The sequence below is a fragment of the Amphritea balenae genome (assembly GCF_003858655.1).
GTDB classification, from domain to species: Bacteria; Pseudomonadota; Gammaproteobacteria; order Pseudomonadales; family Balneatricaceae; genus Amphritea; species Amphritea balenae.
Genome location: NZ_RQXV01000008.1, coordinates 59,424 through 80,449, shown reverse-complemented (window position 1 = coordinate 80,449; position 21,026 = coordinate 59,424). Strand labels below are relative to the sequence as shown.

Sequence of the window (21,026 nt, the reverse complement as noted above, 5' to 3'; positions counted from 1 at the left end):
TGATGGCTTTATTAGAAGTAAATAACCTTGAAGTCTGTTTCGGCTTGCGTAAAGGCGAAGTGAAAGCCCTGCGTAATATCGATTTCAAAATTGAGCGTGGCGAGCGTATCGGTATCGTGGGTGAGTCGGGTGCCGGTAAGTCTGTGCTGGGTTTCTCGATTATCAACCTGATCTCCCAGCCCGGATATGTCTCCCAGGGCGAAGTGATGTTTGAAGGCCAGAATCTGGCGAAGATGAATCATCAGCAGTTGCGCAGTATTCGCGGCAATCGTATCTCGATGATCTTTCAGGACCCTATGATGACCCTGAACCCGGTGCTGACTATCGGTGATCAGATGGTCGAGTGTCTGATGGAGCACCGGACTATAAGTAAGCAAGATGCCCGGAATATCGCCGTGCAAAAGCTGCAGCAGGTATACATTCCGTCCCCTGAAACCCGACTCGATCAGTATCCTCATGAGCTGTCCGGCGGTATGCGTCAGCGGGTGGTTATTGCTATCGGCCTGTTGATGGACCCGGATATCATCATTGCCGATGAACCGACTACGGCACTGGATGTAACTATCCAGGCTGAGATTATGGAGCTGATGCTGGAGCTCTGTGAGCGCAATAATGTAGCGCTGATATTGATCACTCATGATCTGGGTGTTGTATCCCAGGTTACCCAACGTACTTTCGTTATGTATGCCGGCAGAATTATTGAACAGGGACCGACCAAAGAGATTATTAACGATGCTCAGCATCCTTACACCCAGGGCTTGATTAATGCGCTACCGCAGATGGGAGTTAGGGGCAAACGATTACACCAGATTCGGGGGGCGATGCCGTCGCTGCAGTCTGTTCCCGTCGGTTGCGCCTTCAGAGAACGCTGTGACTATGCCATAGAAAACTGTAGCCATAATGTGCCAGATTTTACCGAATCCGGTGGTTGTAAGGTTGCTTGCCATATGGTGGCCGAGTTGAAGCGTGAAGAACAGGCAGTGAAACTGGAAATTAAGGGAGGGGCACAGTGATAGTTCAACTAAATGAGTCTCTGTTGCAGATTAGAGATCTGTATAAACGATTTTCTATCTCCGGTGATTTTCTTGACCAGTTGCGTTTTGAAGGTGGCAAGATCAAGCGGCACCAGGAGCACGTTCATGCGATCAATGGAGTTAATCTAGATATCCTTAAAGGCGAAGCGCTCTGTGTCGTTGGTGAGTCTGGCTGCGGTAAATCTACCGTTGCGCGAACCGTTATGGGCTTATTGAATCCGTCATCTGGTAGCATCAGTTATGAAGGTCAACGGATAGATAACATGTCCGGTAAGGCGTTGATGCCCTACCGTAAAAAGATGCAGATGATCTTTCAGAACCCTTATGCATCGTTGAACCCGCGAATGACCGTCAGCGAAACGCTGGCCGAGCCGGTACAGTTCCATAACCCGAAATGGAGTGGTGCTGAAGTCCGGGATAAGGTGCATGAGGTGATGTTCTCAGTCGGGGTAGATCCAAGCTGGGGCGTTCGCTTCCCCCATGAGTTCTCCGGTGGGCAGCGTCAGCGTATCAGTATCGCCCGTGCACTGGCGGTCGATCCTGAATTCATTGTTGCCGATGAACCGATCTCTGCACTGGATGTGTCGATTCAGGCTCAGGTGCTGAACCTGATGATGGATGCCCAGGAGCAGCGTGACCTGACCTATATGTTTATCACCCATGATCTTTCGGTGGTAGAGCATTTTGGTACCCGTGTAGCGGTAATGTATCTGGGTACTCTGTGTGAACTAGGTACCAGTGAACAGCTGTTTGATAGCCCACGCCACCCCTATACGCAGGCGTTGATGTCAGCGATACCTAAGTTGGCGGATGATCGTCCAAATCATATCAAGCTACAGGGGGAAGTACCGACTCCGGTTAACCTGCCGAGTGGTTGTGTGTTCCATGGTCGTTGTCCTTATGCCGATGATCGCTGCAAACAAGAAATTCCGCAGTTGATCGTGACTGATAGCGGTACTCAGGTTGCCTGTCATGCTGTGGAAGAAGGACGGATTTGAACTCAGTATTATTAGTCGGTGAGAGTTGTTGTCAATTTTTCCGGCTAATGTCTTATAGTTAAAAGATCAGAATTTTAAGTGAGAGTTGTTCATGTTGACGGTGAGTGCCGGTTTTGATGCCGGCAATATTGAAGTTGTTTCGCTGCAGGATAGTGCTGATATACAGCTGAATATCCGTAAAGATAATGGCTCTGACTTTTTTCAATGGTTTTACTATCGGTTACAAGGTGGTGCAGGTCAGTCGTTGTGTATGCGTTTGCTTAATGCCGGTGAGGCCGCTTATGTGGATGGATGGGAAAACTATCAGGCGGTTGCGAGCTATGATCGGCAGGCTTGGTTCAGAGTACCTACCCGCTATGAAAATGGTGAACTGATTATCGAGCACGAGCCGGAATCCAACAGTGTTTATTACGCATACTTTGCGCCCTACAGTTTTGAACGTCATCTTGATCTGCTGGCATATGCTGAACAATCACCATATTGCCGGAGTCAGCACCTGGGCCAGACCCTGGATGGCAGAGACGTAGAGGTGCTCAGAATCAGCGCAACAGAATACCCGAAGAAAACATTCTGGATGATCGCCAGACAACACCCAGGCGAGTCTATGGCTCAGTGGTTTGTTGAAGGTTTTCTCGAATCTCTGTTGGACGAAGATAATGCACTGGCCGGTAAACTACGTCAGCAGGTTGAATTTTATGTCGTGCCTAACATGAACCCTGACGGTTCAGTGCGAGGTCATTTGCGGACTAATGCTATCGGCGCTAACCTAAACCGGGAATGGGGCGAGCCAACTGAACAGCGTAGTCCTGAGGTGCTCTTTGTTCGTAATATGATGGAGCAGACCGGGGTTGATCTGTTGCTTGATGTGCATGGTGATGAAGCGTTGCCCTGTAATTTTATTGCTGGTCAGGATGGTGTGCCGGGTGTATCCGATCAGATTTTGCTGCAGGAACAGCAGTTTGAGCAGGATTTGATGGCGGTTAATCCCGATTTTCAGATGGAGCGCGGTTATGAACCGGGTAAGTTCGGCAGTGAGACGATGACGATCGCAGCTAACTGGATCGGCCATCGTTTCAATTGTCCATCGATGACGCTGGAAATGCCTTTTAAGGATTTTGACCTGCAGCCTGATTATGAATTCGGCTGGTCTCCCGCCCGCTCAATGCGTTTGGGTGAGTCGGTACTTTATCCGTTTGCGGCCTGGCTTGATCGTTGCGATGATAGCTAGAATGAATCTGAGTCAGCAATAAAGTAGGTAGCGATATGGAAATCAGAAATTGGCTGGCGATGAGCTTTAAGCTGTCTTTAAATTTACCTCTGATTCATAAGTAAGGTAGCGATATGGAAATCAGAAATTGGCTGGCGATGAGCTTTAAGCTGTCTTTTAATTTACCTCTGATTCATAAGTAAGGTAGCGATATGGAAATCAGAAACTGGCTGGCGATGAGCTTTAAGCTGTCTTTTAATTTACCTCTGATACATAAGTAAGGTAGCGATATGGAAATCAGAAATTGGCTGCCGATGAGCTTTAAGCAGTCTTTTAATTTACCTCTGATTCATAAGTAAGGTAGCGATATGGAAATCAGAAATTGGCTGGCGATGAGCTTTAAGCTGTCTTTTAATTTACCTCTGATTCATAAGTAAGGTAACGAGATGGAAATCAGATGGCTAGATGACTTTATCGCGCTGGCAAAAACGCGGAATTTTTCCCGTGCCGCGGATGAACGAAATTCGACCCAGCCAACCCTTAGTCGGCGTATCAAACTGCTTGAGGATGAGATGAAGGTGACGCTGATAGATCGTAACAGTCTGCCGTTGTCGCTCACCCCTGCTGGTGATGTTTTTCTGGCTGCTGCAGAACAGATCTCGCGAATCCACCATGAGACCAAAAGCCGCTGTATCGATATTCTGGAGCAAGAGAAGGGGCGTCTGACTTTTGCTGCAACCCAAACCCTGTATCTGGGCTTCTGGAAGTCATGGTTGAAGCCTTTTGCCGAGCAGGAAGGGATTGAGGTAGACCATAATCTTAAATCAACCGCCTGGATGGGAGCCGATTTTGTCAATGCGATCTCCAGCGGAGAGTGTGATCTGGTGCTCTGCTACTGGCACCCATCGATCGAATTCATTGAAGAATTGAATGATGAACGGTTTGAGCATATCGAACTTTGCGAAGAGCAGTTAGTACCTGTCACTGCCCTGGATGATGATGGGCAATCGCTGTTCAGCCTGCCCGGCACTAAGCAGCAGCCATTATCATATATTGGTTATCACGCTAGTTCATTTATGCAACCGGTTATTAAGCAATTCTTACAGCAGCATCCGAATCCGCCTCATTTGTTGGTAATGAATGAGAATGTGCATTCTGTTAGCGCCAAAGCAATGATCAAGGAGGGTTTTGGTTTCGGCTGGATCCCTTCACGGTTATTGCAAAATAACTTCAGATATAACCGTCTGGGACTGGCCGGCGGAAAAGAGTGGAATATCCCGATTCAGATCCGACTGTATCGGCTGAAAAATAATCCAAACAGTAATCTGAATCAATTCTGGCAGCAGCTAAAGTTTCAGATAAATACTCAGGGTGTGCCCCAGCACTCGTTAGAACCTGAGTGTAGCGAATAGAGAGTAATCAATAATGCAGCATCTGTTTTTTCAACATATAGAACGGCTTCAGGCTGTGGCCGAGGAACAGATTGAAAAGCATAGCTATGATGGCTTGTTGATCGGTTCCGGTCAGCTGCATCGGCGTTTTCTGGATGACAATAACTACCCGTTCCGGGCCAACCCTCATTTTCTTCACTGGGTACCATTTCTGGAACAGAGTCCCCATTGCTGGGTATTAATAAAGCCAGGTAGTAAGCCGCAACTTCACTATCATATGCCCAGTGACTTCTGGCATATGGTGCCGGAACTTCCGGATAAGTGGTGGAGTAATGCCTTTGAGGTTATTGCCTTCACAGATCGTCCTGCTATCAATCAAAAGCGTCTGGCTGTCATGGCTGAAACTATGCCTGACTATGTTCATGAGAGCTGGCAACACAACCCTGAACTGCTGCTGCACGATCTGCATCTGAATCGCAGAATCAAGTCAGACTGGGAAAGCCACTGTTTGCGGGAAGCAAATAAGATAGCTGTTAAAGGACATATAGTAGCTGAGCAGCAGTTTCTTGCCGGTGCCAGTGAGTATCAGATCCATCAGACCTATCTTAGTGCCATTGAGCATAATGAACGGGATATGCCCTATGACAATATTGTGGGATTGAACGAACATGCCGCGGTGTTACATTATCAGTTTCAGCAGCGTCAGGTGCCGGATCAGCATCGTAGTTTGCTGATCGATGCCGGCGCTTGTTTTCTTGGCTATGCCGCTGACATAACCCGAACTTTTACACCCTCTGGTAGTGTGTTTTCTGAGCTGGTGGCAGGGCTGAATCAGGCCCAGCAGCAACTCAATAGTGAAGTTGCTGCGGGTGTCGATTTTGTCAGCCTGCATTGTCGGATGCATTACCTTTTGGCCGAGCTGTTACAACGTTCGGGTCTGGTGCAGGCGGACCCGCAACAACAGGTCGATAGCGGTATCACACGGGCCTTTTTTCCCCATGGTTTGGGTCATCTATTGGGCCTTCAGGTACACGATGTCGGCAGTTGGCAGCATGATACTCTGGGAGTGGAACCAAAACCGCCCACAGAGCATCCGTTTCTTCGGCTGACAGGTAAGTTGCAACCAGGTTATGTCATCACGATTGAGCCGGGTCTCTATTTTATCGACAGCCTACTGACACCATTGCGAAACAGCGCGACAGGTAAGTTAATCAACTGGACTCTGGTGGATGAGCTGGCTCCTTATGGGGGGATCAGGATTGAAGATAATATTCTGATAACAGGCAACGGCATTGAAAACCTTACCCGGGATGCGTTTGTGGGCTACGGAAGAAGTGGCATTTGAGTTTTTAAGTCACTGCTTAGAGATAAAAACTTTTACGCTATAGGTATAAATAGCCTCCTATATTTCAGGGGGCTTTTTTGTGTCCAAAAGAAAGCCGGATGGTGTAGAATTCGCAGTTCAATAATGTGAATTATTTTGTCATAGAGAGACTCACTATGCGTGATCAGGATAAAGATCTGGATCTGCCCAGCTTTGGCCCGGCGGAACGAGAGCCCAATGGAGCTACAACAGATAAGAAGGCGGCTCAGGCTACGCCGGCAGAACCTGTTACGGTATCTGCTGGTTCTGGTGGTGGATCGGGTAGCGCAGCAACGGTGCAGGCCGGTGGCGGTTCTGGTAATGGCTTGAGCTATCTTATTATTCTGTTATTAGCCGCTGCGGTTGCAGGCCTGGCCTATTGGGGTTATATGCAGCATCAACAGCTGCTTACTCTGGAGCAGCAGCGTCAGGAAACTGATCAGAAAGTGCTTGAGTTACAACAGTTATTGCAGGTAGCCGAAGACAGTGCTGCAGAGTCCGGCGAGTCATTGCTGAGTCAGGTAAAAGGTATGCAGGTTAGCGTTAAGAAGCTGACGGCTACCGCAGAGCAAACGCATAAAGAACTGGCATCTGAAGTCGGTAAGTTATGGGTAGTGTCGCATCAGCGTAATACCCCTAAAATTGCTGAGTTAGAGAAGCAGCTTAAAAGTGCACTGGCAAAGCTGGATACTCAGGCCAAAACAGCTAAAAATCTGAATAGCCAGCTAAGTGCTCAGACTAAGCAGTTTGACGGTATCAAGAAGCAGCTGGCGACCGCTAAAGCAAATGATAAGGTAGCGGCAGAAAAGATGGCGTCAGTGAAACAGAGTGTTGCATCGCTGGGGACTGAATTTCAGATCTTGAGTGAGTCGGTTGAGCTACAGCAAGCGGATCAACGCAAGAAGCTATCTGCTTTTGCGGAACAGATTGTTGCGCTGCAATCTAATCAGAACGCATCCGCAGGGCTTGAACGTCGGGTGAAAGTAAATGAACAGGCGGTACGGGCGATTGATGGCTCCCGCATCCTGCTCAATAAAGAGTTATTACAGATTCGTCAGAAATTGAATAACCTGCAACTTCAGGTTGAATCTTTTTAATTCAGTAATTGCCAAAACCAGATTAAGGATGAATCGATGATTAAGGTGTACGGTAGCGCTTATTCCAGAGCCAGTATGGTGATGTGTGTTCTGGAAACGCTGGGGGTCGAGTATGAAAACTTTCCCTTTAATCCTCGTAGTGAGGGGACTCAGGCCGAAGCATACCGGGCGTTGAATCCAACGGGTAAGCTGCCAACCCTGGTTGATGGTGATCTGGTGTTGTGGGAAAGTCAGGCGATTTTATTTTATCTGGCGCGGAAATATGGGGCTCAACAGCTTTGGGTTGAAACCCTGGAGCAGGAAGCTGACCTGTATCGCTGGAGTCTGTTTATCAGTAATCAGATCGAAGCGGCAGCACTGGATATGTTGTTGGCGGTTAAGTATGCGGCTGACGGTCAGGTTGATCAGGCACTGATTGATGACAGAACGAAAGTACTGGCGCGTTTTCTACCGGTGTTGGAGCAACATCTGCAAGGGCGGGAATACCTGGTGGCAGATAAACTGACGGTGGCTGATTTTCATGGCGCTGCAGTGCTGGCATGGCCAAAACTTGCGGGCTTCAGCTTTGACCAGTATCCGGCGATTGCAGCCTGGATCAGACGGATACTGGCGCTACCGGTGCAAAAAGTGGTGCGGGCAAAGGCAGCCGTATAAGCTGGTCTTAGCACTGTCACCTGAGATTGAATTATTGCGAAGCAGAAGACAGGTTGTCTGTTTTTTGTACAAAATTTTGATTGCGATCCTATCTGCAGACGGGCAGAATAGTGGGTCATTTTTTATAAGGCCGATGACAGCTTAATGGAAATACGTGCGTTTTTTGCGCTAACGTTGCCGGATGCGGTAACGCGATGGCTGGCAGATCATGCTGATACACTATGTCAGTATGATAAACATGTTGAAGTGAACTGGATCGATTCGGAGTCTTATCATCTGACGCTTTGCTTTCTGGGGAATATATCTCTGGAGCAGGTAGATCAGTTAGAGCAGTTAACCCGTAAAAAACTGGCAGAAGTCAGTTCGTTTCAGGTGCACATTAATACCGCCGAATACTATCCGGTGAGTAAGCAGCTCGCGGTAGTTGCGGCAATGAGCCCTGAACATGAAGCGTTAACCGGTCTTAATCGTTTTATGATGGAGATCGCGCTGGAAGCGGGTATAGAGTTCAAAGAGGAGGACTTTAAACCTCATATTACTCTGGGCCGCTTGCCTGCGAAGAATAAATTTGTACCGCCACAGGAGTGGCCTGAACTGGACCTTTATAGTCTGGCCGATTCGGTCGTTCTGTTTCAGAGTAAGCCCGGCGAGCGTGATTCAATTTATACGCCGCTGTTTGAAATTCCTCTGCAGGATATGGCCTGAGCCTGTCACCGTTATTTAACCCATTTTCAATGTAGTGAATTAATGTTTAAACCAGAACTTCTCTCGCCAGCGGGTACGCTGCGCAATATGAAATACGCTTTCGCCTATGGGGCCGATGCGGTGTATGCCGGTCAGCCTCGTTATAGTTTACGGGTGCGTAACAACGATTTTAATCTGGATAATCTGCATGAAGGTATCCAGATCGCTCATGCGCAGAATAAAAAGCTATATGTGGCCAGTAATATCATGCCGCATAACAGTAAACTGAAAACCTATATCGATGACCTGCGTCCGGTTATCGAGATGGGGCCTGATGCACTGATTATGTCAGATCCGGGCCTGATTCATATGGTGAAAGAGCACTGGCCTGATGTCCCGATTCATCTGTCGGTTCAGAGTAATACGATGAACTGGGCCAGCGTTAAATTCTGGCACCAGGCTGGCATCGAGCGAATCATCATGTCCCGTGAGCTGTCTCTGGATGAGATCCAGGAAATTCGTGAAAAATGTCCGGAGATGGAGCTGGAAGTCTTTGTTCACGGCTCGCTCTGTATCGCTTATTCAGGTCGTTGCCTGTTATCTGGTTACATCAATAAACGTGATCCGAATCAGGGTACCTGCACTAACTCATGCCGTTGGAAATACGATGCCCATGAAGCAAAGCTGGGTGATAACGGTGATCTGATTCCGGTACAGAACTTTGACCCGAATGAGGCTGCCCCGAATATGACAGGTAAGCAGCCTGCCTTAGGGCTTGGTGAGCCAACCGATAAGACGTACCTGCTGCAGGAAGAGACCCGCCCAGGCGAGTATATGCCTGCTTTTGAAGATGAGCATGGCACCTATATCATGAACTCAAAAGATCTGCGGGCTATCCAGCACGTACATCGTTTAACTGAGATGGGTATCCACTCGTTGAAGATCGAAGGTCGAACTAAGTCACATTACTATGTTGCCCGTGCGACTCAGGCGTATCGTAAAGCGATCGATGATGCTGCTGCCGGACGGCCGTTTGATATGAGCCTGATGGATAATCTTGAGAACCTGGCAAACCGTGGTTACACCGAAGGTTTCTATCGTCGTCACGTACATGACGAGTATCAGAACTACGAAACCGGTAACTCTGTCGGGGTGCATCAGCAGTTTGTGGGTGAAGTGATCGATCGTGACCTGCAAAAGGGTACTGTCGATATCGAGGTGAAGAACCGCTTTATGGTGGGGGATACCCTGGAACTGATGACGCCAACAGGTAACCGCAAATTTAAGCTGGAGCAGATGGAAAACCTGCAGGGCGAGGCCAAAGACTGTGCCCCGGGCTCGGGTCATAAGGTGCGCTTTGCGGTAGATACCGATGCCGACCTGGAATTTGCATTACTGATGCGTGACCTGCCGAATGCGCCGGCCTACGAAAGCCAGAAGTAAGTAATGTAATTGATAAAAAAGGTATCCCAGGATGCCTTTTTTTATGCCTGAATACTCTGAAAACACAGATGATGACTGACCAGGAAACTAAATACCGATTGCTAAGGGCTTTACGGCCTTTTTCATTCTCAGTAGCGCTGATCACCTGCCTTGTAGGGGTGGTTAGCGCGTTTCAGTTACCTCAGTTCAACTGGCTGATCGCTGCTTTTATTCTGCTGGCGGCGGTGGTTCTGCAGGCCGGAGTTAATCTGATTAATGATTATTCAGATTTGTCGTTAATCGGTGATAGCCGTTTGCGGCTAATGATTGAGCGAAATTTTCGTATTGGTTTAATCTGTTTTTTACTGGCGGCAATGGTCGGTATCTATCTGGTTACTTATGCTGGCACAGGCTTACTAATACTGCTTTTGATCGGTTTGGCAGGGGCGTTGGGTTATACCCTGGAACCGGTTAACTTTAAGCGGCGCGGTCTGGCGGTGGTGTTAGTCTTCTGGTTGATGGGCGTGCTGATGGTGTGCGGTAGTTACTATATTATCGCCGGTTCACTGGAATGGTCGGTGTTCTGGCGCTCGGTACCTGTTAGCCTGATTAGTTCGTTATTATTGCTGGCAAATGAGATTAGGGATATTGATACTGATACTGCAGCAGGTATCAGAACCCTGAGTGTAAGAATTGGCCGACAACGGGCCCAATTGTTGTATCGGACTTTATTGCTGGCGGTAATTTTACTCAGCGGACTCTTCTGGTGGTTACAGCTGGTGAGTTCAGGTTGGTGGCTGGTTAGCCTCCCTTTGATTCTGTTGTTATGGCAGCGTGTTAGTCAGAATTCCGAGCTGTCGAAGTTGCCACCGGATACTGGCCGGTTTTTTATGCTATTCGGCCTGTCTTATTGCCTGAGTCTTTAGTTCTTCCATATTTGCCCTTTGTTGAGAGCTTTTATACTAAGGCCGATAAGGCTCTGCGAATAAATTAGTGTATAATTTTGCGACACAACAAAAGGGTTGCACTGACAACCTTCTTCCTACCGACAGAGCCTGATATTGCGGAGTCAATAATGAGCGTAATTCGCCAAGACGATTTCATCAGCAGCATTGCCGATTCGCTGCAGTTTATTTCTTACTACCACCCGATCGATTTTATTCAGGGTGTGCATGAAGCCTATCAAAAAGAGCAGAACCCAGCGGCTAAAGACGCTATGGCTCAGATTCTGATTAACTCCCGTATGTGTGCTGAAGGTCATCGTCCGATCTGTCAGGATACCGGTATTGTTACCGTATTCCTGAAAGTGGGTATGAATGTAGTCTGGGATGCCAAGATGAACGTAACCGATATGGTTAACGAAGGTGTTCGTCGCGCTTATACCCACCCTGACAATGTACTGCGCGCCTCTATTCTGGCTGACCCTGCCGGTAAACGTCAGAACACCAAAGACAACACCCCTGCGGTAATCCACTACGAAATCGTCGATGGTGATGAAGTCGAAGTGCATGTTGCAGCGAAAGGCGGCGGTTCTGAAAACAAGTCTAAGATGGTGATGCTGAACCCATCCGACAGTATCGTTGACTGGGTTGTTAAAACCGTACCGACTATGGGTGCTGGCTGGTGTCCGCCGGGTATGCTCGGTCTGGGTATTGGTGGCACGGCTGAGAAGGCCGCAGTACTTGCCAAAGAGTCTCTGATGGACCCGATCGATATTCATGAGATTCGTGAGCGAGGCCCGCAAAACCGGGTTGAAGAGCTGCGTATTGAAATTATGGATGCGGTTAACGAATTGGGTATCGGTGCACAGGGGCTGGGTGGTCTGACTACCGTACTTGATGTGAAGATTAAGGATTATCCAACTCACGCGGCTTCACTGCCGGTCTGTATGATCCCTAACTGTGCAGCAACCCGTCACACGCACTTTACGTTGAATGGTAACGGTCCTGCTGTTCTGACACCTCCGAGCCTGGATGAGTGGCCAGAAGTGACCTTTGAAGTCGGCGAAAGTACCCGCCGCGTGGATCTGAATACCGTTACGCCTGAAGACGTACAAAGCTGGAAGCCCGGTGAAACTGTTCTGTTGAACGGTAAGATGCTGACTGGCCGTGATGCTGCCCATAAGCGCATGGTTGAGATGCTGAACAACGGTGAAGATCTGCCGGTTGATCTTAAAGGGCGCTTTATCTATTACGTAGGGCCTGTTGATCCGGTTGATGATGAAGTTGTAGGTCCTGCAGGACCGACGACCGCAACGCGGATGGATAAGTTTACCCGTCAGGTTATTGAAAGCACTGGTCTGCTGGGTATGATCGGTAAGTCCGAGCGTGGTCCGGTTGCGATAGATGCAATTCGTGATAACAAAGCGGTTTATCTGATGGCTGTAGGTGGTGCTGCATATCTGGTATCTAAGGCGATTGTTAATGCTGAAGTACTGGCTTTCCCAGAGATGGGAATGGAAGCTATCTATGAGTTTGATGTGAAAGATATGCCGGTGACGGTAGCCGTAGATACGAATGGCGAATCCGTACACAATACGGGCCCGGCTAAGTGGAAGAAGATTATCGCTGAACAAGTGTAGCTCTATCTGATCAATACAAATCTGATCAATACAAAAACGCGGCTTTATGCCGCGTTTTTTTGTCATAGTGGCATTGTGCTTCGGTAGCTGAAAAAAGGTACTCAAGTACTAAATGATGAGTACCTGTCAGAAAGTATACTTTTGCGGACATGTTATGTTCTGACAAGAGTATCTGATCATGAAAAAAGAAATACTGAAATGGGTGTCAGTAGCAGCGTTGGCGGGTTTTATGACGCCTGTTGTTCAGGCAGATGAAGCAGCAATGGCTGCGGCAGGTGCGGAAATTTTTAAACGTTGCCAGGCCTGTCATTCTGAAGACACTAGTGCCAATGCCTTTGGACCAAACCTGAGTGGTGTAGTTGGTCGTCAGGCTGCATCTTTACCTCGATTTGCTTATTCAGAAGCTCTGGAAAAGTCGGGCATCATCTGGAATGAAGATAATCTTCGTAAATGGGTCGCTGATAACGCTAAACTGGTGCCGGGAACGCGGATGCGTCACGTGGCTATCACCGATGCTGCTGAGCAGGATTATCTGATCGCTTATCTGAAGACCTTATAAAAGTTTGCGGATAAAAAGTGATCATTACGTCCTGTGAAGCAGGCGTAATAGCACAGATAAACCATTACATTCAGGTCGCTTGCTCAAGCATAGCGTCTGATTGTAATGGCTTTATTTATAACTTTATTTATAACTTTATTTATAAAGAGTTCCGCGGGTTAAGCAATCTTAGTGGTTTTGCTGAGCCGGTTTTTAATGGCCATATAGCGGGGCATGGGGCCGATATCTTCATAGACAGGATCGCCTTCTTCCATACGAATGACTTTGGTACCTGCCCGGTAAGGCATTTTTTCTTCTATTTCCAGCAGTACCGTATGTAACAGATCGGCCACCAACTCATCAGAGGGTAACTGATACATCTCAGCCAGTGCCTGCACTTTAATCAGATCTTCTGCGCTGATGGTGAAGTTGCAATCAACCTGAGTGCTGCGTTCAGTCGCTTGTTGCTCCAGTTCCCGAAGTAACTTAGTGACATGATTATTTGGCATTGTCTTTCTCTCCTTATGACTCTGTCATATTCAAGATAGTTGACAGAATCGCTGGGGTAAAATGGCTGGGCTTGAACGGGCTCTGATTTGGGCATTCAATAAAAGTGATAATTTCATTATCATGTGGTCTCTTTTTTAATAGTTGCCGTTTGGCAGTACATAGGTGAATAAATGGCACAGATTAAAATCGTAGTAGGTTCTACCTACGGTAATGCTTCTCAGATAGCTGAGGATTGCGCAGAGCAGTTACAAAAAATGGGTCATGAGACTGATTTTTTGAGCGAGCCGACGTATGAGCAGGTAATAGATAAACCTGATGTGATTCTTATCTGTACATCGACTGTGGGACAGGGTGAAGTTCCGACTAACCTGATGCCGCTCTACTGTAAGTTAAAAGATCATCAGCCTGATTTTTCTCAGGTACGTTTTGGTTTGATAGCGCTGGGTGATAGCTCTTATGAGACCTATGCTGAAGGTGGCAAGCTGATGAATGAGCTGATGCGCGACCTGAATGCGAAACCAGTAGGTCAGGCATTGTTTATTGATAGCTGTGAAACGCCGGATCCGGATGAAGCGGCAGCAAGCTGGGTAGATGAGTGGTCAACTAAGCTATAAGCTTATTTGACCACTCATCTACCGGCGTGGTCTGATCGTAGAAAACGTCGCTAACTGGGGAAATTTTAAGGAGATTGATAGTCTCCTTTTTATTTGTTGTTTTGGTTGCTTAGTTTGGTGATTAAAGGAGACTGTTTTTTCATTGTGTGATCGTAATCAATTCCATACACCATGCGGTTTTTTGGTAGATACTGATCAGAAAAGAGACTTTTAGTCTTGTTATTAAGATCACTCTCAATATTCATCATATCAAGTGCGAAATAAAAGAAGCTATCGAGCATAGCAGGTGCTGATTTGTTCTGTCTGAGTTGATCAACCTGAGAGCCTCTATTTGAAATAAAGCTTTTTGACAGCCAGGTGATGAAAGGGATTTCTACCATTCCAGGGGTGACATTGTCAGGACCGTGTCCTTTGAAGTCTGCCGAGTCAAAGACCTCCTCTCCATGGTCTGCGATATAAGTTAGGCTATATAGTCCATTATCATTCAAGGCTTTATGGTTCAGTTTTTCAATAGCATTATTTGTAATCCAGTCGCTAAACAGAATGGAGTTATCGTAGCTATCAATATAGCTTTTTTGAGTGTCACTTAGCGCCTGTTTGAATCCATAATAGGGTGGGGCATTAAATTTGGAGAAGCTTTTGGGGTAGCGTTTATCGTATTTAAGGTGACTACCCATTAAATGAATAAATATAGCCTTTTTCGGTGCTTCTGATGCCAGCGCCAGATCCAGTTTTGGAAGAACATGATTGTCGAAGCGATGTGTTTCGTTGCCGAAAAACTCATTACTGATAAATATAGTTTTTTTAGCCATATACCCAACTGCGGAATATGTACCTCTAAGCGGTTGCTGGTTTGAGATCCACCAGGTTTCGAACCCGGCTAAATTAGCGGCGTCCACAACACTCAGTGATTTTGCATGACTGCTACTGGCTAAACTATCAGCGCTGGTGAGAGTTATTCTGAGTGAAGGCAGGGTCTGTACGTAATTTGAGATAACATTATCGAATAGTAACAGATCATCTCTTTGTCCCAACTGATGGTTAGTTTCCCTTTGATAGCCATATAAAGACATATGAGTACGGCTGGCTGATTCACCAATTATGAATACATAAGTTTGAGGCAGGTCTTCGTTGTTGGTAAATGTATAGCTTGTATTGCTGACCAACTGTTCTCGCTGCTGAATCTCTTTACTTAGTGATAAGTTTCCCTTAAGAAATTCTGGGTAGGCTCCGATGATCCCTGGTAGTCGCTTTCCATATTTATGCTTGATGACTATTCCATCAACGATTAGCAGGGCAAAAATAGCAAAGAATCCGATGGCTGAGAGCTTATATGCTTTCTTGTGACTAAAGCCGGGTGCAGTGAAGCGATTTAATAGGAATAAGCTAGCTATTAGATAGAAAATAATTATTAAAAAGGCAGAAATGGAAAAGTAGGACTGAATAAATTCAAAAGCTTCTGACGCATTAGTTTGTGCTATCGCTTCTACAGAAGATGTTGTGAAAATGCCATTGAATTCGATGGCATAAGCGATGTCCGCAGAGCCTGTAACTGTAAACAAGAGACCAAGTAGAATGAATAAGGGGCGGTAGGTTATCAGATAGGCCAGAGCCCAAATCATGATGAACCAGCCTGTACGGTTGATTAGCTCCCGTTCACTGTACTCTGCAAAAATGAACTCGATTGCAAAAGGAAAAAGAAGAATAAAAAGAAAAGCGCTAGCGGGGTGTGAAAAACACTCTTTTAATCTTGCGACCATTATTTTAAACCTGATTAACATGTCCGTGTAAGGTCGCGCCCTATTACAATAGAATTCGCTCCTGAATAGGTTAGGATTTTATTTTTATTAGAGTATTTTTTCAATATTGTTAAATCTCAATTACAAGAAATCCAAGTATTGAGATAGCTAATGTTGCGCCGATTTGTTTGGTGCTATAAAAAAGAGAGCCAATAGCTCTCTTTTTTATAAGAGGGAGGAGAAGACCTCCATTCTAGTCGCTAGCTAGCGGCGCAGTCACAGCCAGGCCGATATAGAACTAAACTCTATCAGCCAGTCGCATTACTTCAACAGAAATCCCCGATCTTTCAGAAACGCCTTCATATGTGGGCGGGCTTCTTTGGTTAGCATGCCAGACATCTGTTCGCTCCAGGTCATATCCTTATTGCCACCGGTTCGGGTGCGATAGTAGTCGCTTACTGACTTGTCGTATTCTGCAATCGTTTGCTGGTCGTTGCTGTCATTGTAGCTGTCCTGCTTCAATACCACTTCAACCGGCAGGCGGGGTTTTACTTCAGGATTCTGGTCCGGGTAGCCAAGGCAGATACCAAAGACCGGATAGACCATATCAGGCAGTTCCAGAAGATCAGCAACCCGGGCGATCTGGTTGCGGATACCACCAATATAGACTGCGCCTAAACCAAGGGATTCTGCGGCTACGGTCAGGTTTTGAGCAAACAGGCCAACATCAACGGTGGCAGTAATAAATTGTTCGGTATAGCCTGAGTTAATCTCGGCATCATTCATTTCACAGGCCAGCTTATTACGTTGCATATCTGCGCAGAGAACCAGAAATACCGGTGCTTCACCCACGTAGGCCTGTCCGCCAGAACATTCCATTAACTGGCTGCGCTTATTGCTGTCGTTTACCTGAATGACCGTACAAGCCTGAATGAAGCTGGAGGTAGCGGCGGCCTGTCCTGCCTGTACTAATGTATTAATGATTTCCTGAGCAACGGGCTGATAGGTAAATTTGCGGATAGAGCGGTGGCTGTTAAGTAGCTCGATAACTTGGTTCATCGGTTATTCCATTTCACTTTGTTGGGTTTGCCGGAATGTAAGGTTGATCCGGCCAGCCATCTGGCGACTGGTTTTTGGCACGCTGTGATGCCAGTAATGCTGTAACTGACCTGCCATTATCAGCAGAGAGCCACTATTGAGCAATAGCTCTTGTGGAGGAATGCTCTTATCAAAACGATGACGAAGCAAAAAACGACGGGGTTGACCCAGGCTGATCGAGGCGATGACTGGCTCAGGGCCCAGTTCCGGCTCGTCATCGCTATGCCAGCCCATACTGTCTTTGCCATCGCGATAAAAATTTATCAGGACCGAATTAAACTGATATCCGCTGATGGTTTCGATCTGTCGCTTTAGTTGCTCTATTGCTGGATGCCAGGGAGTGGTATACAGGGAAAGACCTGAATAGAGATAGCTGATATTGGGTTCACCCTGGAAACACTGTAGCCGGGGGATCTTCACTATCCGGCCAAACATTCTAATGCTGTCCTGACGCCAGTTGAGCTGCTGTTCCAGAGTGTTATATAGCTGCTCAGCATCAGTCGGCAGGAGAAATTCAGGATCGTATAGCAGTTCTCCCTGGGTAATAGGTAGTTGCTTCATTTATCAGGCGTGTTTCATTTCACTGGTTTAATAGCTGTTTAGTCGCTACGGCGATGGCGGGTGCAATCTCTATCATGCTGCTGGGGTGAACGATACAGCGACTGGTAACAACGTTGGCAACTGATTCGAGCTGAGTGTAAGCATCACCGGCAAAGATACCGTGCACCGCAATACAGGTTGCTTTAGGCATGCCAGCCTGTTTTAGATGATCAACTGTTTCCAGCATAGTTCGGCCACTGGAGATAATATCATCGACCAGTACAGGCGTGTGATTCAGCCAGCGCTCAACGTCGGGTAGCGTTACTTCAACATCATAATCACCACGGCGGGTTTTGCTCAACACCTGGAAAGGGGCACCAGCCAACTCGGCAACTTGTGACACCCATTGTTCGCTTTCGCTATCTGGCCCTATAAGCAGAGGGTTTTGTATATGCTCATTTATCCAGTTTGCTATTAGTGGTGCCGCATGAACGACGGTAGCCGGGATAGTATAGATCTCATCAAGACGGTGATAGCGGTGCAAGTGCGGATCTACGGTGACCAGGAAATCAAGGTGTTCAGAGATGAGTCGGGCAAACGGACGTGAGCTGACACACTCGCCATCATGAAACTGTTTATCCTGGCGCATATAAGCCAGATAAGGGGTTATCAGACCTACCTTTAATGCACCCATCTCCCGTAATGTTGTTGCCAGCAGCAGGAGTCGCAGAATCTTATTATCGGGCTGATAGAGGTTGCACAAAATAACCACATTGCGATCTTTGCAATCGGTTAACACGCGCAAATAAGTTTCTTCATCAGGAAAGCGACGCAGCTCTATTTCGCCACGCTTGGCTTCAAGTTCGTCACAGAGTTGAGCTTCCAGAACGGGATCGGATTCAAGATTGATCAGCACGGTTTTCATTGTTCTGTTTCCTTGCTTTTAAGACGGATTATTTCAGGATGGTTTTCCAGATAATCGACAGCGTAGTTCAGCTCGCCAGAACTTTCTGCGTGGATGGTTAAAAGAGGGTCGTGGGGTTGTACCTGTTGTCCCAGTTTTACATGAATTTCAATGCCTGCGGTAGGATCCATAGGTGCGCCAGCCAGTTTTGCAACTTGCGCCAGACGGCGGTTATCCACCTGATCAACTTTGCCACTTTTATCGGCGATCAGCTTAAACAGGTAAGGGGCTTCATCGGGTTGTTTTATGCCGCCCTGAGCGGTACAGATAGCACAAAATTTCTCCCAGGCCAGACCGTTTTCAAGCAGGGTTGTTGCTTTTTCCAGTCCGGTATCTGGCTCAACGGTACCGGACATTTCTAGCATGGCGCCGGCCATCGACAGCGCTCGCTGTTTCAGGTCCTGAGGCGCATCGGTATCATTTTGTAGTACCGCCATGACATCTTTGGCTTCTAGTGCCGGGCCAATACCGTTACCAACCGGTTGACTGCCGTCGGTATAAAGAATTTGAATATTGAGATTGAGCTTTGCAGCGACCGAATTGAAGGATGCGGCAAGTTTGTCGGCGGCTTCTTTGGAGCGAACCTTGGCGGTGGGGCCTACCGGAATATCAATCAATACATGGGTGGCGCCAGCGGCAATTTTTTTCGAGAGCACTGAAGCAATAAGTTGACCTTCGCTATCGATATCCAGCGCCCGTTCAACCTGAATCAGGATATCGTCTGACGGACTCAGGCGCACAGAACCACCCCAGGCGAGGCAGGCACCTTCCTGCTGTACAACCTGTTTCATTTGTTCAAGTGACAGACTGACTTCTGTCATAGTTTCCATGGTGTCGGCGGTACCCGCCGGAGAGGTAATGGCCCTGGATGAGGTTTTTGGCATGGTCAGGCCGCTGGCCGCCAGGATAGCAACAACAATAGGTGTGGTTCGGTTACCGGGTAAGCCGCCAACGCAGTGCTTATCTATGACTAAGGGTTGCCCCCAGTCGATCCGGCTACCGGAATCGATCATCGCCTGGGTTAGGGCGGTGATCTCTGTGTCATTGAGCTTGTCATCGCCACAGGCGGTGATAAAGGCGGCCAGATGTACGTCGGCATAGTGACCATCGACAATATCGTTGATGATCTCCTGAAACTGCGGCTTATTTAGCTGGTGGCCATATACTTTGGCCCGGACATGGGAAAGTGACTGTACGGGACGTGGGTGAGACAGCCAGACACTATCGTTGGTATTGAGTTTTAAGCGGTGCCAGGCTGATTCGGAAAAGCCTATCTGACCGCGGCGCAACATCTCACCGGTAATAATGTTCAGGGTGGCAATGATCTGGCATTGCTCGGTGCGTACCAGAACCCGGGACAGGGCTGAAAACCCTTCTGAACGGCATACAGGACTGTCGGCCCGCAGATAGATGATAGGTTCCTGGCGGGTATCGATACCCAGTCGACGCGCCTGAAGAGGAGTAACTCGGTCAGGGGTAAAAATCATCGCAGCATATCTCCCTGTCCAGACCGTAATCTGGCTGGCTGATGATAGGAAACAGCCCGTTAGAAAGGCTGTGTTTCCTAAGCTATGTACAGGTTATAGCAGAGAATATTCATATCTGTACATGACATGGATACCTATTATGGGGCTTTCAAGGGTTAGACATTGTCAGCGGATGTCGGTGGCCGTTTTAGCTGCTAGAATGGCGCATCTTAAATAAATTGACTTGATAAGAAGGACATCATGGAACGCAGATACAGACTGCTACTGGCCTGCCCGGATCGCCTGGGTATTGTTGCAATGGTAAGTAATTTTATTTCCAGTCATGGTGGCTCGATTGCCGATGCAAATCAGCATTCTGATAGCTCTACCGGCTGGTTTTTTATGCGGGTAGAAATTATCACGGCTTCTCTTAATTTCAGCCGTGAACAGCTGATTGAGCAATTTACCCCGATCGCTCAGTCCTTCAATATGAGCTGGGACATTTCAGATTCATCAGTGCCTAAAAAAGTTGTATTAATGGCAAGTCGCGAGGCGCATTGTCTGGCTGATCTGCTTTATCGATATCACGAAGGTGAACTGGATTGTGAAATTCCTTGTGTTATATCCAACCATGACGATCTGCGCAGTATGGTTGAGTGGCATGGTATTCCATACTTCCATGTTCCTGTGGATAAAGAAGATAAGCAGCCGCACTTTGATAAAGTTCATCAGCTGATTGTTGAGCATGAAGCGGATACAGTTGTACTGGCGCGCTATATGCAGATTCTGCCTAGCACGGTATGTGACCTGTATCCCCATAAAATTATTAATATTCATCATAGTTTTCTGCCATCGTTTGCCGGCGCAAAGCCTTACCATCAGGCCCATGAACGAGGTGTAAAACTGATCGGTGCGACTTGTCACTATGTAACAGAAGAGCTGGATGCGGGCCCTATCATTGATCAGGACGTGGTGCGTGTGAGTCACCGGGATCAGCCTGAGGAGATGGTGCGGTTAGGTAAGGATGTTGAGAAAACCGTCTTGTCCCGTGGTCTACGCTGGCATCTTGAAGACAAAGTATTGGTACATGGCAATAAAACCGTGGTTTTTAATTAAACCTTTCAGT

General features: G+C 47.4%; 20 protein-coding genes. 14 read left to right on the top strand and 6 right to left on the bottom strand.

What is annotated here, in order from left to right:
- Positions 1 to 2: 2 nt before the first annotated feature.
- The 12 genes from EHS89_RS14195 (at position 3) to EHS89_RS14140 (ending at position 12,990) form a co-directional block, all read left to right on the top strand.
- Entirely contained in the window at positions 3 to 1,013 is a 1,011-nt protein-coding gene (locus EHS89_RS14195) for an ABC transporter ATP-binding protein (protein WP_124926818.1), read from the top strand.
- Complete coding sequence (locus EHS89_RS14190) at positions 1,010 to 2,032, top strand: ABC transporter ATP-binding protein (protein ID WP_211340348.1); 1,023 nt, start codon at positions 1,010 to 1,012, stop codon at positions 2,030 to 2,032. The genes EHS89_RS14195 and EHS89_RS14190 overlap by 4 nt, the downstream gene beginning before the upstream one ends.
- Positions 2,033 to 2,123: 91 nt before the next feature.
- Positions 2,124 to 3,260: a M14 family metallopeptidase gene (locus EHS89_RS14185; protein WP_124926817.1), complete on the top strand. Its 1,137-nt coding sequence runs from the start codon at positions 2,124 to 2,126 to the stop codon at positions 3,258 to 3,260.
- 425 nt (positions 3,261 to 3,685) lie between these two features.
- A complete protein-coding gene (locus EHS89_RS14180) occupies positions 3,686 to 4,651 on the top strand; it encodes a LysR family transcriptional regulator (RefSeq protein ID WP_124926816.1) in 966 nt (321 codons plus the stop codon).
- Positions 4,652 to 4,664: 13 nt separating this feature from the next.
- Entirely contained in the window at positions 4,665 to 5,975 is a 1,311-nt protein-coding gene (gene pepQ, locus EHS89_RS14175) for a Xaa-Pro dipeptidase (RefSeq protein WP_124926815.1), read from the top strand.
- A gap of 155 nt (positions 5,976 to 6,130) precedes the next feature.
- Positions 6,131 to 7,090 carry a hypothetical protein gene (locus EHS89_RS14170; RefSeq protein WP_124926814.1) on the top strand — a complete coding sequence of 320 codons (960 nt, stop codon included), beginning with the start codon at positions 6,131 to 6,133 and terminating at the stop codon, positions 7,088 to 7,090.
- 36 nt (positions 7,091 to 7,126) lie between these two features.
- Positions 7,127 to 7,744: a glutathione S-transferase family protein gene (locus tag EHS89_RS14165; RefSeq protein ID WP_124926813.1), complete on the top strand. Its 618-nt coding sequence runs from the start codon at positions 7,127 to 7,129 to the stop codon at positions 7,742 to 7,744.
- 144 nt (positions 7,745 to 7,888) lie between these two features.
- A complete protein-coding gene (gene thpR / locus EHS89_RS14160) occupies positions 7,889 to 8,449 on the top strand; it encodes an RNA 2',3'-cyclic phosphodiesterase (protein WP_124926812.1) in 561 nt (186 codons plus the stop codon).
- Between the two features lie 42 nt (positions 8,450 to 8,491).
- The gene (gene trhP / locus EHS89_RS14155; protein ID WP_124926811.1) at positions 8,492 to 9,871 is read left to right on the top strand and encodes a prephenate-dependent tRNA uridine(34) hydroxylase TrhP; all 1,380 of its coding nucleotides are present in this window, start codon (positions 8,492 to 8,494) and stop codon (positions 9,869 to 9,871) included.
- 68 nt (positions 9,872 to 9,939) lie between these two features.
- Positions 9,940 to 10,776, top strand: coding sequence for a prenyltransferase (locus EHS89_RS14150; protein ID WP_124926810.1), 837 nt, complete (start codon positions 9,940 to 9,942; stop codon positions 10,774 to 10,776).
- A 149-nt stretch (positions 10,777 to 10,925) separates the two neighbouring features.
- Complete coding sequence (locus tag EHS89_RS14145; protein ID WP_124926809.1) at positions 10,926 to 12,431, top strand: fumarate hydratase; 1,506 nt, start codon at positions 10,926 to 10,928, stop codon at positions 12,429 to 12,431.
- A 178-nt stretch (positions 12,432 to 12,609) separates the two neighbouring features.
- A complete protein-coding gene (locus EHS89_RS14140) occupies positions 12,610 to 12,990 on the top strand; it encodes a c-type cytochrome (protein ID WP_124926808.1) in 381 nt (126 codons plus the stop codon).
- Between the two features lie 158 nt (positions 12,991 to 13,148).
- On the opposite strand, the gene EHS89_RS14135 is transcribed toward EHS89_RS14140, so the two are convergent.
- On the bottom strand, positions 13,149 to 13,478 hold the full coding sequence (locus EHS89_RS14135; RefSeq protein WP_124926807.1) for a hypothetical protein: 330 nt from the start codon (positions 13,476 to 13,478) through the stop codon (positions 13,149 to 13,151).
- Between the two features lie 171 nt (positions 13,479 to 13,649).
- Here EHS89_RS14135 and EHS89_RS14130 point away from each other — a divergent pair, with 171 nt between their 5' ends.
- Positions 13,650 to 14,093: a flavodoxin domain-containing protein gene (locus EHS89_RS14130; RefSeq protein WP_124926806.1), complete on the top strand. Its 444-nt coding sequence runs from the start codon at positions 13,650 to 13,652 to the stop codon at positions 14,091 to 14,093.
- 89 nt (positions 14,094 to 14,182) lie between these two features.
- Here EHS89_RS14130 and EHS89_RS14125 read toward each other — a convergent pair whose 3' ends face one another.
- The 5 genes from EHS89_RS14125 to EHS89_RS14105 all read right to left on the bottom strand — a co-directional run bounded on the left by EHS89_RS14125 (position 14,183) and on the right by EHS89_RS14105 (position 19,921).
- Positions 14,183 to 15,853: a phosphoethanolamine transferase family protein gene (locus EHS89_RS14125; protein WP_170167512.1), complete on the bottom strand. Its 1,671-nt coding sequence runs from the start codon at positions 15,851 to 15,853 to the stop codon at positions 14,183 to 14,185.
- Positions 15,854 to 16,153: 300 nt separating this feature from the next.
- A complete protein-coding gene (gene nfsA / locus EHS89_RS14120) occupies positions 16,154 to 16,891 on the bottom strand; it encodes an oxygen-insensitive NADPH nitroreductase (protein WP_124926804.1) in 738 nt (245 codons plus the stop codon).
- A 3-nt stretch (positions 16,892 to 16,894) separates the two neighbouring features.
- Positions 16,895 to 17,491: an alpha-ketoglutarate-dependent dioxygenase AlkB family protein gene (locus EHS89_RS14115; RefSeq protein ID WP_124926803.1), complete on the bottom strand. Its 597-nt coding sequence runs from the start codon at positions 17,489 to 17,491 to the stop codon at positions 16,895 to 16,897.
- Between the two features lie 19 nt (positions 17,492 to 17,510).
- Positions 17,511 to 18,395 carry a ribose-phosphate diphosphokinase gene (locus tag EHS89_RS14110; protein WP_124926802.1) on the bottom strand — a complete coding sequence of 295 codons (885 nt, stop codon included), beginning with the start codon at positions 18,393 to 18,395 and terminating at the stop codon, positions 17,511 to 17,513.
- Complete coding sequence (locus EHS89_RS14105; protein ID WP_124926801.1) at positions 18,392 to 19,921, bottom strand: thymidine phosphorylase family protein; 1,530 nt, start codon at positions 19,919 to 19,921, stop codon at positions 18,392 to 18,394. Before EHS89_RS14105 ends, EHS89_RS14110 begins: the two co-directional genes overlap by 4 nt.
- 240 nt (positions 19,922 to 20,161) lie before the next feature.
- On the opposite strand from EHS89_RS14105, the gene purU reads away from it, so the two are divergent.
- Complete coding sequence (gene purU / locus EHS89_RS14100; protein WP_124926800.1) at positions 20,162 to 21,016, top strand: formyltetrahydrofolate deformylase; 855 nt, start codon at positions 20,162 to 20,164, stop codon at positions 21,014 to 21,016.
- The last annotated feature ends 10 nt before the right edge of the window (positions 21,017 to 21,026 follow it).